The organism is Commensalibacter sp. A3DC (assembly GCF_047307945.1).
Lineage (GTDB): Bacteria > Pseudomonadota > Alphaproteobacteria > Acetobacterales > Acetobacteraceae > Commensalibacter > Commensalibacter melissae.
This window is the reverse complement of sequence record NZ_JAXOQA010000047.1, coordinates 1-14,243: the sequence shown is the minus strand read 5'-3', so window position 1 is coordinate 14,243 and position 14,243 is coordinate 1. Positions and strand designations below refer to the sequence as shown.

11 protein-coding genes and 1 tRNA gene are annotated in these 14,243 nt (G+C 38.1%); 6 read left to right on the top strand and 6 right to left on the bottom strand.

Going from position 1 to position 14,243, the window contains the following annotated elements; genetic code table 11:
* Positions 1–576, top strand: a 576-nt coding sequence (locus U0839_RS06525) for a hypothetical protein (RefSeq protein ID WP_413550316.1), incomplete at its 5' end; no start/stop codon positions are given.
* Positions 577–648: 72 nt separating this feature from the next.
* On the opposite strand, the gene U0839_RS06520 is transcribed toward U0839_RS06525, so the two are convergent.
* Together U0839_RS06520 and U0839_RS06515 are read right to left on the bottom strand one after the other, a co-directional pair.
* Complete coding sequence (locus U0839_RS06520; RefSeq protein WP_155564863.1) at positions 649–1,836, bottom strand: aldose 1-epimerase family protein; 1,188 nt, start codon at positions 1,834–1,836, stop codon at positions 649–651.
* A gap of 56 nt (positions 1,837–1,892) precedes the next feature.
* Positions 1,893–3,161 carry a hypothetical protein gene (locus tag U0839_RS06515; protein WP_155564864.1) on the bottom strand — a complete coding sequence of 423 codons (1,269 nt, stop codon included), beginning with the start codon at positions 3,159–3,161 and terminating at the stop codon, positions 1,893–1,895.
* Between the two features lie 599 nt (positions 3,162–3,760).
* On the opposite strand from U0839_RS06515, the gene U0839_RS06510 reads away from it, so the two are divergent.
* Together U0839_RS06510 and U0839_RS06505 are read left to right on the top strand one after the other, a co-directional pair.
* Complete coding sequence (locus U0839_RS06510) at positions 3,761–4,966, top strand: pyridoxal phosphate-dependent aminotransferase (RefSeq protein ID WP_110439508.1); 1,206 nt, start codon at positions 3,761–3,763, stop codon at positions 4,964–4,966.
* Between the two features lie 15 nt (positions 4,967–4,981).
* Entirely contained in the window at positions 4,982–6,208 is a 1,227-nt protein-coding gene (locus tag U0839_RS06505) for a pyridoxal phosphate-dependent aminotransferase (protein ID WP_155564865.1), read from the top strand.
* 52 nt (positions 6,209–6,260) lie between these two features.
* Here the strand turns inward: U0839_RS06505 and U0839_RS06500 are convergent, their stop codons facing one another.
* The 3 genes from U0839_RS06500 to U0839_RS06490 are packed head-to-tail and all read right to left on the bottom strand — an operon-like array spanning position 6,261 to position 9,846.
* Positions 6,261–8,144, bottom strand: coding sequence for a cobaltochelatase CobT-related protein (locus U0839_RS06500; protein ID WP_155564866.1), 1,884 nt, complete (start codon positions 8,142–8,144; stop codon positions 6,261–6,263).
* Positions 8,145–8,181: 37 nt separating this feature from the next.
* On the bottom strand, positions 8,182–9,204 hold the full coding sequence (locus U0839_RS06495; protein ID WP_413550315.1) for an AAA family ATPase: 1,023 nt from the start codon (positions 9,202–9,204) through the stop codon (positions 8,182–8,184).
* A 48-nt stretch (positions 9,205–9,252) separates the two neighbouring features.
* Positions 9,253–9,846, bottom strand: coding sequence for a J domain-containing protein (locus U0839_RS06490; protein ID WP_110439511.1), 594 nt, complete (start codon positions 9,844–9,846; stop codon positions 9,253–9,255).
* 183 nt (positions 9,847–10,029) lie between these two features.
* On the opposite strand from U0839_RS06490, the gene U0839_RS06485 reads away from it, so the two are divergent.
* A complete protein-coding gene (locus tag U0839_RS06485) occupies positions 10,030–10,656 on the top strand; it encodes a LolA family protein (protein ID WP_155564869.1) in 627 nt (208 codons plus the stop codon).
* Here the strand turns inward: U0839_RS06485 and lipB are convergent.
* On the bottom strand, positions 10,634–11,341 hold the full coding sequence (gene lipB / locus U0839_RS06480) for a lipoyl(octanoyl) transferase LipB (RefSeq protein ID WP_110439513.1): 708 nt from the start codon (positions 11,339–11,341) through the stop codon (positions 10,634–10,636). The two genes, U0839_RS06485 and lipB, sit on opposite strands and share 23 nt — an antisense overlap.
* Positions 11,342–11,407: 66 nt before the next feature.
* Between lipB and U0839_RS06475 the strand changes: the two genes are divergently transcribed.
* Positions 11,408–11,494: transfer RNA gene (locus U0839_RS06475), tRNA-Leu, on the top strand.
* A gap of 121 nt (positions 11,495–11,615) precedes the next feature.
* The gene (locus U0839_RS06470) at positions 11,616–13,898 is read left to right on the top strand and encodes an NADP-dependent malic enzyme (protein WP_155564870.1); all 2,283 of its coding nucleotides are present in this window, start codon (positions 11,616–11,618) and stop codon (positions 13,896–13,898) included.
* Positions 13,899–14,243 lie beyond the last annotated feature (345 nt).

The window sequence follows — 14,243 nt, the reverse complement described above, 5'->3', positions numbered from 1 at the left end:
TCAAATATTATATTAAATATACCCAGTGGTAATACACGTGAAATGATGGGTATATCAGCCTTTTTCATTTTTATATTTCTGTATGTTCAAAAGGCTGGTTGTCATTCAAAGATAATGCTTTTGGTTCCAATTTGTTATTTATGGACATCTTTGCTTTTGTCATCAGCATTATGTAACCTGAAAAGAATAGATCATCAGAAGAATGCATTAATAGTACAGGAAATTTTACAATCTATTTATCATTTTGGTAATAAGAAAGTGGAGGGGATTACATTTATCCGCGATGATTTGAGGTTTTCTTCTCAACAAACCATTATGAAAACACATCCATTAACAAGGAAAATTTTTGATTTTGTTGGATTGTCAAACCCTTGGTATGTAAACGGCTTATTAAATGGGGAGTATTACATGCATAAAAATGTTATTGGCAGGGCCTCTCCAGATTTTCCAAAAGATGCTAAAGATATTTTTTCTGGCTGTTATATTCAATCGACTTTATATGGTGTTATTTTGTATGTTAAAACAGGCTCTTATTGCGATAGTATTACCAAAAACTATAATCCAGGAACTTTTTAATCCATATATCAAATATTGGATAAGGATTGATTGAACAAGGGATATGTCAATTAATCCTTTATTTCAATTCTGTTATTCTTGTGCGACTGGTTTTTGATTGATTTGGGTTTCTTGATTGCCCTGAATATTGGTAATTTCCTTTTTCATGAATTCAACAGCTTGCCGATCAAGTAAGGCGTTATATCTCAATTTAAATTCAACTGTTTTTCCGGCATGAAGTTTTTTAAGTCTACCTTGTTCACGTTCAATTGTCATAGGATAGGCAAAATTGGTTCCTGGTTCTATGCCTGTGACATATCCCTGTTTTTCGGTATCTGTGTTCTTCCATAAAGTTAGAAAGGGAAGTTGCTTAGTATTGAATTCAATGGAAACTCCTTTATTTTCGCTTTTATTATGCAACGCGGCCATGGTGCTTCCATCTTTTTTGGTATAGGGAATGATATTAAATACCATTTCATCAAAATCTTTGGTAGGTTCACGATAAGTTTGCCAATTATCTAGCCCATTTTGAGCATAGTTGTTAAAAGGACTTATTTCTTTGACAGGGGCAATAAATTTTGCATCTTTTTCTAATAGAGGTTTACCGAAATTGCTATGGTAAATAATTTGATAGGGATGCGAGTAATCGGCATGATTGGTCAAGCGATCATGAAGGGTAAAACTGTGGGAGCCAGGAATATAGGATAGCTCTGTTAGAACACGTAAATCGGTTTTTTTGAAAGTGCTTTCTTTAATTAAGCCTTTTATCTTGATTTCGTATGGGAATAGAGTATCGATCTCAACAATAACTTCAGACGCTGGTGTATTTGCTGCTTTTCCATGAAGGCTATAAAGCTCACCATTGGTGTCGGTAAAAGGATGCCCAGACCATTCATAACCGCAACGCACCATCATTTCGTTAAAACCCTCCAACCATCCGGTGCCATTGCGACTTTGAAGATTTATGAAAGTGGGGTTGACTATCTCCTTTACAGGTGAATCCCAACCCAGGCGAATGCCAGGAGCTGTTGCTTCAATCACATTCATTCCTCGTGTTGGGCTCAGGGTGATGGTCAATCCATCAGGACATTTAATTATGATCAGTCTGGAACCTTCCTGTTTTCCTCCATGCAGACAGATTTGCTGAATAGAAAATAAAACATCCTCAATGCCAAGCTGGTGATTGTTAATCTCCCAATTGCCTAATTCAATGTTATGGGCTGCGCTGGTTAGTGTAAAAGATTTGGTCTGATTTTGAGATAATGAAAATTCTAGTGTCATTTTATTCTCCCGGATTTACAAACAGCACTCATGCATTATTTTGAAGATTTATATAATTAATGCAATAATAATTGAATTTGTTCCTTAAAATTATTTTCACTGATGTAGGGGGCTTGATAATAAAAATCGTTTTTTGATTTAAAATAATTGGATAGATCAAATAAATTCTCTTGATCGATATCTCTTATTACCAAATTTTTCCAGGAAGGGCGTATAAATTGCTCGACAGCTTGTGACAAAGCACATTGATCAATACACCAATTGGTAAAATTATGGGGATCATAAGCCCATTTTATATAATGTCCGATAAAATGAAGAATTTTAGGGGTGATTTCTGAATGGTTTAGATATGTAATTCCGGCTCCCAAACACCAAGGTGCCCCCACGAGCTGATCACCATTTTTATCAAAAGCAAAAAGTCTCAAACCAAAATCATAATTGCCAAATAAAGGGAATTTTTTACTGAAAAAATCCTCTGTAACGGTGAGATCAATATCAAGAATAAAGGTTTTTGTAGGATAACGTTGATAAAGTTTTTCCGCAAAAAGAAAACGTAAACAGGTAAAATAGGCTGCATCCCGATAAAGTGAGGAACCATAACCATAGGTAATATGCATATTAGAAATGGTGTTATGAATAAATTCAGAGATCTCCTTTAGAAATTCTTTTTGTTGAGATGATGGATTTTCCAATGCAAGAGCAAGAACGATTTTACTTTGAAAATCTACCCTTTTATGTGCTTTTACAAGAGTAAAGAGAAATTTGGGTAAATATTTTAAATACCGGGAATCACAACCCAGAATGAATAGTAAATCGGCCTGTTGACCTTTTAGATCAGCATATGACCATTGCCATTTTTCCAGATGAAATGGATCATCATGTTTATCAGCCTGTTCAAAATTTTGGTATCTCTTTTCTGTTAACCAACTATATACACCACTATCTTCATTGTCGAAATAAACGGAAGTTTCAGGAGCCAGTTCTTTGGATTTTTGAAAGTGATAATCTGCCAAGGGTCTATTATGGAGAAGCCACTGCAATTTTCCTGCATTTAGATGATACCAGGTTGTATCTCCATTTAATTCATATTCCTCGTCCAGTAACCCTTTTAACAGATCTCTAAAATGTTCTTGAAGTCTGTCACAATAATAGCCCAGGTAAATTGCATAACGCTGTTGAATTGTTTGATTTGCGTCGTGCATTGAATAGGGAAAAAGATAAAGGTTAAATTCGGAGGTTGGAATTGGCAATTTATATCTTTGTAAGATATTGGGTAAAAAAAACATATAATAATTGGTAATTTCACCTTTTTCCAATTCGGACATGATATCCCTTGTTAAGAGGTCAGAAGAACAAATGAAATTGAGATACTTTTCCAGTTTTTCTAAAGAAGCGTTTATATCTTTTTTCAAGAAAAGGATAGTTGCCTTAAAAAAATAGTAGTCCTTATTGTTTGAATCTATCTCTATAAGAAAATTTATTAACGCTTCAGCCAACATATAATTTTTAAAAGTAAGGCAATATTGGCAGAGCTCTTTTAATATTGTTTGGTTAGCCAGGTTATTTTTAAAATTTTCAGTAATTTGCGTTATATTTTTCAATCCGGGATATATTTTTGCTGGAATCGGTTTTGCTTGATTTTTTTTTATGAAATCTAGAACATGATATTTAAGAATAGCCATTTCCATTGGTTTTATAATCTTTCTTGTTTTAATAAATTTATTTAAATGAGTTCGTTCGATATAGATTTTTCAAAAGAGAAAAATTAAATTCAATGATCGTTTAAAAGTTAAATGGTCTTATAAAAAATAAATTATTATAATTAATTAAAACATGATCTATATTATATAAAGTTTTTTATAAATATTTTATATAATGATAAGCTTTATATGAATGAATTGTTTACGTAACTGGAATGGTAATAATGGATATTCTATCTGCTCGATTGAAAAAAATACAGCCTAGTCAGACACTGGTGATTAGTGCAAAGGCGCGTGCCATGAAAAGTAAGGGTCAGGATGTGATCAGCCTTTCGGCTGGTGAACCTGACTTTGATACGCCGATCAATATTAAGAACGCAGGCATAGCAGCCATTCAGTCCGGACAGACAAAATATACAGATGTTGGAGGGACCCCAGCTGTCCGCCAGGCAGTTGCCCAACGTTTGAAAGCCGATTATAATATTGACTACCAACCTGAAGAAATCATGGTTTCCAGTGGTGGAAAACAGGTTATATTCAATGCGATGATGGCCAGTCTTAATCCAGGAGATGAGGTCATTATCCCTTCACCTTGTTGGGTTTCTTATCCCGATATTGTAACATTGGCTGGTGGAACACCAGTTATCATTCCTTGTAAGGAGGAGCACGCAGGTTTCAAGTTGCAGCCCGAACAACTGAGTGCAGCAATTACGTCTAAAACGAAATGGCTGATTTTGAATTCCCCTTGTAATCCCACAGGTGCTGTATACAGTAAAGAAGAATTGCAGGCTTTATGTGATGTCTTGATGCAATATCCAAATGTATGGGTTTTGACGGATGATATTTATTCCAAGCTGGTTTACGATGGGGTGGTTGCCCCAACAGTAGTCCAGGTTGAACCACGCCTTAAAGAACGCACAATTACAATGAACGGTGTTTCAAAAGCCTATTCGATGACGGGATGGCGTATTGGATATGCTGCCGCCCCTGTAGAATTTATCAAGGCAATGATAAAGTTGCAGGGACAGTCCACAACCAATCCCTGTTCCATTAGTCAGGCGGCAACCGTTGAGGCTTTGACTGGTTCACAGGATTCAGTTGCCGATATGGTGGCTACTTATCAAAAAAGGCGAAATCTGGTTTTGGATAACCTAAATGGTGCACCGGGTCTATCCTGTTTAAAACCCATGGGGGCCTTTTACCTGTTTGTTTCAATGAAAAATTGTTTGGGTAAAACAACCAGTAAGGGGACAAAAATTAATAGTGATCAGGATTTCGTAACGGCTTTACTGGAAGAAGAGGGTGTAGCCACAGTTCATGGAGCAGCTTTTATGATGGATGGATATTTCCGTATTTCCTATGCGACAAATACAGAGTTGCTTAAGGAAGCCTGTTTACGGATTAAACATTTCTGCATGAATTTGAGTTAGGGCTAGATATTGGTTATGAATAATGAGGAAATTGCAATTGAGCCCGCTCTTGCCTCAAGAATGAGCGGGTTTGAAGCTCCTGCAACCATCGCTATGTCAATGCGGGCAAGGGTTCTGAAAGCAGAAGGAAAAAATGTTATTTCCTTAGCCCTGGGACAGCCTGATTTTTTAACACCCAAAATAGCTATTGAGGGAGGTTATCAGGCGGCTTTGGAAGGAAAAACGAAGTATCCTCCTATAGACGGTTTTTTATCGTTGAAAAAGGCCATACAAAAAAAATTCAAGGAAGAAAATGGTGTCGATTATGCATTGGACGAGATTATGGTTGCAAATGGGGTTAAACAGATTTTGTTCAATGCCTTGATGGCGACTTTAGATCTGGAAGATGAAGTCATTATTCCGGCACCCTATTGGACCAGTTATCCGATTATGGTACGATTTCTAGGAGGGAATCCGGTTCATGTTGTTTGTCCTGAAAAAGATAATTTTGTCTTAAAGGCAAGGCAATTAAAAGCCGCTATTACGCCTAGGACTAAATGGCTGATTTTGAATTCCCCCAGCAATCCAACTGGTGCTGTCTGGACAAAAGAAGACTTGCTGGCATTGGTTGAGGTATTGAGGATTAATCCTCAGATATGGATTTTTGCTGATGAAATTTACGAACATTTGATTTTTGACGGGCAACGCCATTATTCATTGGCGGCTTTGGCACCAGAATTAAAAGATCGTATTTTAACGGCGAATGGGGTTTCTAAAACTTTTGCAATGCCAGGTTGGCGTATAGGTTATGCCGGTGGGGTAAAGCGTTTGATTAGAGCGATGCTTAAAATTCAAAGCAATTCAACCTCTGGTGCCTGCAGTGTCAGTCAGGCAGCTGCTACTGCGGCTTTGCAATATGCGCAAAAAGAAGTTGAATCAATGAAACTGGCTTATGATCGACGTCGTAAAAAAATGACGGCCGCCTTTTCAGCAATGAATGGTATAAGCTGTAATATTCCACAGGGGGCCTTTTATATATATCCAGGTATTGCCGGCTGTATTGGAAAAAAAACAGCTCAGGGAAGGTTGATTGCCAATGATCAGGATTTTGCTGAAGCATTATTGGAAGAGACTTATGTTGCGGTTGTTCCCGGATCAGCGTTTGGTTTAAGTCCCTACTTGCGTATAGCTTATGCCGCTGATGATGTCGTTCTTGAAGAGGCCTGTCAAAGAATTTCCCAGTTTGTGCAAGGGTTATCCTGATCGTATTCATTAATGCTCCGGTTTTCTTGAGTATTAATGAAGGGGTTGAAAATTATTTAGATTGAATTTTGTCTTTTTCATCAAATAGTTTGGTGAGTTCGTGAATCATTGTTCCCCCTAATTCTTCTGCCTTGGTGATTGTCACGGCATGTTTGTAGTAACGTGTTACATCATGCCCAATTCCAATGGCTACAAGCTCGATTTCAGCACGATTTTCGATTTTGCGAATCATGCGTTTAAGATGATTTTCAAGATATTCTGATCCATTCGTCGATAAAGTGCTATCATCAACAGGTGCTCCATCAGAAATAACCATTAAAATTTTACGTTTTTCTACACGGGTTTTAAGTCTTTGCCACGCCCAAAAAAGAGCCTCTCCATCAATATTCTCTTTTAACAAGCCATCCTTGAGCATAAGGCCTAAATTACGTTTGGCTCGTCGCCATGGCTGGTCGGCAGCTTTATAAATAATATGGCGTAAATCATTTAACCGTCCTGGATTCTGGGGACGTTTGTCAGCCAACCATTTTTCACGACTGCGTCCACCTTTCCAGGTCTGGGTTGTAAAACCGAGAATTTCTACCTTAACGGAACAACGTTCAAGAGTTCTGGCCAGAATATCTCCACACATTGCCGCAATCGAAATAGGGCGTCCTCGCATGGATCCAGAATTATCGATTAACAGTGTTACAATCGTGTCCTTAAAACCGGTTGATTTTTCTTGTTTAAAACTCAGAGAATTGGTTGGGTTGGTGATTATTCTTGTTAATTTGCTGGCATCGAGAAGTCCTTCCTCCTGATCAAAATTCCAGCTTCTGATTTGTTGCGACATCAATTTGCGTTGTAAACGATTGGCCAGCTTGGATATGATATTTTGTATTTCCTGTAATTGTTGATCAAGCTGGTTTCTTAGGAAGTCTAGCTCGTTTACATCGCAAATCTGTTCAGCGGTAACTACCTCATCAAATAATTTTGTGTAAATGTGATAGGATGCATCTTCAACATCAGCTAGGGTATCCGGAGGTTGTTGTGAGGGGCCACCAGCTTTTTCAGATTTATCACTTCCCATGGTTGAATCCGGTTTTTCTTGATCCTCCATATTCAGTGGAATTTGTGAAAATTGCTGTTCAAGTTCGCTTTCTTGCTGTTCTTGTTTTTCTTCAGGGTATTCTGGATTGGTATCTTTGTTTTGATCCGCGGTATCTTGAGAGGATTCTTCCTTGCCATTATCGGATTTTTCCTCTTCTCCTTCTAGTAAACGATAGGCTTGAAGCAATTGTTTGGTAGCTTGTGCATAATGATCCTGGTCAGTCAAAGCCTCTTTCATGGCCTTGAGAGCTTTTTCACCCTGGGGTGTTAATTGATTGCGCCATAATTGCAGAATTTTACGAGATGCTGTTGGTACTGTTTTTCCAGTCAATGTTTCATAAACAAGTAAAGAAAGGGCTTTTGCAGGAGATAATTGTTCCGCCTTGTCCATCCTTGCATGCCCTTCTATATGACTGTTATGTTCCATAACTGCCTGCAGATTGGCGGCAACCCCTGCCATCTTCTTGCTTCCTAATGCCTCCACACGGACTTGTTCCAGGGCATTGAAACTATTTTGAGCATCCCCTGATGTTAAGTCTGGTGGTGAAGGAAGATCATTATCATGATATTTTAGATATAGGGCCAGTGCATCAGCTTGTCCCCTAATGAATTGCAGGGTTTTTGCATCTTGTATTTCTGGTGGTTGTGGAAGATACACGTTTTCCTTGTTGTTTTTGGATTGATATTGACGATTGTTGACCGTGCTTGAACAGAAATTGATATTGGTTGCCGTATAACCACTTAAAGTATGTATGGTACCAATCAGGGCTTGTTTGAAACGTTCAGGATTATAAGCGGTTTGAAAATTGAGTAAATCAGTCTGTCTGTTCTTCTGATTTTTAGGCATTATAATCCTCTTGTTAAATCGGATAATTTAATATTGTTTAAACCGTTTTAGGATCGGTTGTTAAAAGGTCAACATTAAAACAGCGTTGGTAATATTCTGCTACAATTCCGTGTTCTGACAGGTCGCATTTATTTAGGAAGGTTAGGCGGAAAGACAATGCAAGATCATGAAAGATTGTATAGTTTTCAGCCCAGCTGATGACAGTGCGAGGAGACATTACAGTAGACAGTTCCCCTTCGGCAAATCCAATTCGGGTTAAATTGGCCAATGCTACCATTGATTCAATCTGTTTTTTTGTTTCTGCGTCCTGAGGCTGTACATTCATTTTTGCCATGATTATTTTAATTTCTTGTGGAGGGGGTAAATAATTCAGTGCGGCAACAATATTCCAGCGATCCATTTGACCCTGATTGATTTGTTGAGTGCCATGATACAGCCCGGTCGTATCTCCCAATCCAATGGTGTTTGCGGTTGCAAAAAGACGAAAGGATGGATCAGGGCGGATAACTCGATTTTGATCCAGCAAGGTCAGTTTGCCTTCTGTTTCAAGCACACGTTGAATGACAAACATAACATCAGGACGGCCAGCATCATATTCATCAAAAATAAGTGCGCATGGATGCTCTAAAGCCCATGGAAGTAAACCCTCTTGAAATTGTGTAACTTGTTTTCCGTCCTTTAGGATGATGGCATCCTTTCCAATCAAGTCAATACGGGAAATGTGGCTATCGAGATTGATGCGAATACATGGCCAGTTCAGGCGGGCAGCGATTTGTTCGATATGGGAGGATTTTCCTGTTCCATGAAATCCCTGTATCATGACCCGTCGATTATATCGAAATCCTGCAAGAATGGCATGAGTGGTATCTAGATCAAAAAAATAGTTTGGATCCAGATCGGGAACCAGTGAGGTTTTTTTTGAAAATCCCTTGACCTCCATATCAAGATCAATATCAAAGGTTTTTCTTACGTTAAACAATTTATCTGGTTTTGATAACATAGAAATGTCAGGTAAATTGGTTTTATCGGGATTAGTTAGGTTTGAAGTTGATCTGGACATAGAAATTATCCTGTGTAGAAGAGTTATTTTAATGATCTAAATGATTTTTTATTTTGCTTCAATCATATTTGTCAAATATGTACGGAGTAGGGAATAAGCTGCATTAATCTTTTTAAATTTTTCTTCCAAATCTGCGTCACCACCATTTGTATCAGGATGATATTTACGGGCAAGCTTGGTATATCTTTTTTTTAAACTGGCCAACGAAAGTGGCCAGCTAATTTCCAGTAATTGCAAAGCTTTTTGTAATTCTTGTGGGATATTGGGTTTCTGTCCGGTATCATGATGTGTTTTTGTTCTGGTTTTTTGAAAAAGCCGTAGTGGATCATGGAATGATTGCTCATTTAAAAGATTTTTTTTTCCTAATCTACCAAGCTTCCACGAAGGTTTATCCCATACGGCGGCGGAACGCATGTGTTCCTCTATTTGCGCAGTATTCATTCCCCTGAAATAATCCCAGTTTTTGTTATATTCCCGAATATGGCTAAAACAGAACCAATAATAGTCATGTAACTGGTGACGGGATTTTGGTGCCCGATATTCTGCTGGTTCTCTGCATCCTGGCATGTCACAATAACGGTGCGGTGTTGTTTTTGCATTGTTGGGATCAAACATGGTTGCCCATTTCTTTTTAAACATCATAAGTATTTTGATTTCATAAGAAATAGAATAGAAAAGTAAGGAACATTGTTCTTGGAAGAATATCACAAGAATTGGGGAAAAATGAATTATATTCCAAAAAACGGTTATAATTCAAAGGGCATATTAAAGATATTTTATAATTCTGATATAGAATTAATCATCTTGATATAAAGAGGTAAGGCGATGAGAATAGATAAAATCATGAATGGGATATGCAAAAAAATAATATTGCTTTTTCCGTTTATATTAATGGCATGTCAGGCTAATCAGAAAGCAAGACCTACTTGCGAGCTCGTTTCAATTTCAAGGGTTGAAAGTGCCCTGAACGATCCAAGGGGATTTGAGGGACAATTCACGCAAATTTGGTCAAATGGTAATCAATCTGAAGGACGTATCGTATATATACCTGGAAAATTACGTTTAAATTATGAAACCCCTTCCACAATGATTGTTGTTGCAAAGGGTAAAAAAATGGTGGCAAAAAATTTTGACGATCATTCTGTTACACATATTGGATTGGCAAGAAACCCTTTGGGATTAATGCTAAATAGCCCTGTTCATTTATCATCACCCATTCTTGTAACGGCAATACAAAAGGGAACACAGGCTTTGCAAATTTCATTGGCAAGCGGGGATAATCCATCCCAAGGTTTGTTAACTCTACGGTTTCAAGATGTAAATGGTCAGTTAACCCTTGATCAGATGCAAGCTATAGATGTGCGTAAACGGCAAACGATCATGAATATTTCAAATGTTCATATGGGTTTAAGTGTTAAAAATAATTATTTTAACTATCCTGATCAACCATAAGGTCAGAAGGTGGTGACCGCAATTTTAGAGAATAGACAAACACTTGCTGCCAGGCTTGACAGAGGACTTGGTCTATCGTATCAAATGAAGTATTAATTCCTAGTTCATGCATGCTCGTAATTCCATATTCCTTCAATCCACAGGGGACTATTCCAGAATAATTTTCCAGTTTGGGATTAATATTCAACGCAATTCCATGCCAGCTGATCCAATGGGATAGCTTAATTCCAATTGCGGCAATTTTTTTCTCTTTTTTTGTAACAGGATCGGTAACCCATAATCCGACACGCCCTTCTTTTTTTTCTGCTGCGATATTGAATTGTTGAAGGGTGAGAATGATCCAGTCTTCAAGTTTGTGAATGAATGCGCGAATATCATGATCGGGAAAAGTGGGATGGGGTTTACGTAAATCCATCATTACATAGATGATTCGCATTCCTGGACCATGGTAAGTCCATTGTCCACCCCGATTAGTATGAAAAACAGGAAAATTCTGTGGATTGAACAAATCGCTCTCTTTTGCCGATGTTCCCGCAGTGTAAAGCGGAGGATGTTCCAAAAACCATAGGCATTCTGCCGCTTTCCCATCAAATATTTTTTGAACGTAATTTTTCATCCATTGAATTGCTGTGGGATAGGGAACAACTTTTTTGCTTTTTTGCAAAAATATTGGTGTGATAGCCATTGCTAGAAACTCTTTCATCGGTTATAGAGAAAGCATATTGGATTGAATTATGAAAATCAATCCCGTGCGACCGTGGCGGAATGGTAGACGCGCAAGCTTGAGGTGCTTGTGGGGAAATACCCCGTGGAAGTTCGAGTCTTCTCGGTCGCACCACATTCTTGTTGCGACTTGAATATAGAACCTATTTTCTTTTCATTTGCCTTTGATATATAATTTTACCAATTTTACAAAGATTTATTTGTAAAAATGTCATGATTGCAATGAAGAGGAAATTATGGATCATAAATTTAAGCAAGATGCGTTGGATTATCATGAATATCCAACACCAGGGAAATTAACAATAACACCAACAAAAAGAATGGCGACTCAAACTGATTTGTCCTTAGCCTATTCCCCAGGGGTGGCGGCACCATGTTTGGAAATTAAAAGGGATCCTAGTTTGGCTAGCAAATACACGGCCAAAAGTAACCTGGTTGGGGTTATTTCCAATGGTACGGCTGTTTTGGGGTTGGGAAACATCGGGCCCTTGGCAGGAAAACCCGTTATGGAGGGCAAGGCGGTTTTATTCAAGAAATTTGCTGGTATTGATGTTTTTGATATCGAAGTTGATGCCAATGATCCGGAACATTTCTGTAATGTTGTCGCGGCGCTTGAGCCAACTTTTGGCGGAATTAATTTGGAGGATATCAAGGCGCCTGAATGTTTTATTATTGAACAGAATCTAAAATCCAGAATGAATATTCCGGTTTTTCATGATGATCAACATGGAACGGCGATTGTCGTAAGTGCGGCTACCATTAATGCCTTGCGAATTCAGAATAAGAAAATTGAAGACGTTAAATTGGTCACTTCTGGGGCTGGGGCGGCAGCTATTGCATGTGTAAATTTATTGGTAACTCTGGGATTAAAACCTGAAAATGTCATTTTAACGGATATTGATGGAGTGGTGTGGCAAGGCCGCGATCCAAATATGCCAGAAAATATGGCACGTTATGCCAAAGACACGCAGGCTCGCCGTTTGGAGGATGTTATAGCGGGTGCGGATATTTTTCTTGGTGTTTCTGTGGCTGGAGTTCTGAAAAAAGAATGGGTGGCAAAAATGGCATCCAATCCTTTGATTCTGGCATTGGCAAATCCGGAACCTGAAATCACTCCAGAAGAGGTTGGCAGTATTCGATCAGATGCGATTATGGCAACAGGTCGTTCTGATCATCCAAATCAGGTTAATAATGTTTTATGTTTTCCTTTTATATTTCGCGGAGCCCTAGATGTTGGGGCAACCGAAATAAACGAGGAGATGAAAAAAGCCGCCGCTTATGCATTAGCAAATCTGGCGACACAAGAAGCCAATGAGGTTGTCGTGGCCGCTTATGGCGGTCAGGCACCTGCCTTTGGTCCTGAATATATTTTGCCAAAACCTTTTGATCCGCGATTAATTTTGGAAATTGCGCCAGCGGTTGCAAAAGCGGCCATGCAAACAGGGGTTGCCTTACGTCCGATTGATGATTTTAATGGATATCTGGAGCATCTGATGCAATTTGTGTTCAGAACCAGTCAGGTTATGCAACCTGTATTTGCAGCTGTTCATCAACATAAAGGAATCCAAAAGGTTGTCTTTTCTGAAGGCGAAAATGATAGGGTTTTACGTGCTATTCAAACTATGGTTAATGAACAGATGGTTTTACCTTATGTTATCGGAGACCAGAAAAGGATTCATGAAAAAATTACTCAATTGGGGTTAAGCTTAAAAATTGGTAAGGATTTAACAGTTTATGACCCCCAAAAGGATAACGCATTTTTACAAACACTGGAAAAACCTTATCAGAGATTGGTTGAAAGAACGGGTGTTCCTCCGTCTTTGGCGTATGAACAGCTCTATAGAAGAAAATCAATTCTAGCAGCGATGCTTTTAAGGGAGGGTCATGTTGATGCAGCACTTGTTGGTGGATTTGGTGAATGGTATCGTCATTTTAAGACATTGAAAAATATTATCCCCAAACAGGATGGAGTAAAGGAATTCCATACTATTTCTGCTATGATTCAGTCAAATGTAGCGCTTTTTATGGGGGATACTTATTTACATCTGGACCCTACGGCTGAGGAAATTGCTGAATTAACCTTATTGGCTTCTGAAATGGTATCTATGTTTGGTATGGTACCAAGAGCCGCTTTATTATCTTATTCTTCTTTTGGAACGGGAAAATCTGAATCAGCATTAAAAATGAAAAAAGCCCTGGCCATAATACGTGAAAAGAATCCTTCATTGGAAATTGACGGGGAAATGCAGGGTGATGCTGCGTTAAGTGAAACCTTGCGTTCGAGATTAATTGATGATTCACCCTTGAGAGGAAATGCCAATTTGTTAATTATGCCCAGTCTTGATGCGGCAAATATTGGATTTTCCTTGAGTCGTGTGGTTGGAAATGGACTGCAGATTGGTCCTATAACGCTTGGCACAACAAAGCCGCTTCATGTTCTTACGGAAAATACAACGGCACGAGGTATCGTGAATCTGACAGCTATTGCCATTCGTCAATCATTAAGAAAAAAACAATAAATTTGATTGCAATATTAGGAAAATATTGTAATCTTGTTCAAGATTACTGAATTTACTGTGTATAAAAGAGTGAGAAATCCATTTTTTCACTCTTTATTTTTTCATTAAAAATTGCATATTCGCGATTGCTTGTAAAACACGCATTAAAATTTTGGATAAAATATAAAAATTATAATTCTACAATTAATTGTTTAACTTCAGGGGAAACAGTTAAAATTAGATTTCCGTAAGGGTTAAATGTGCTTGAATGAGATGGTACATTATAATTGAAATGAAAGTTATTGTCGTGTTTGCGTAATTCGTACAAGTGGCATTTTAAAGATTTGTAGCTATAATAAATTAAAG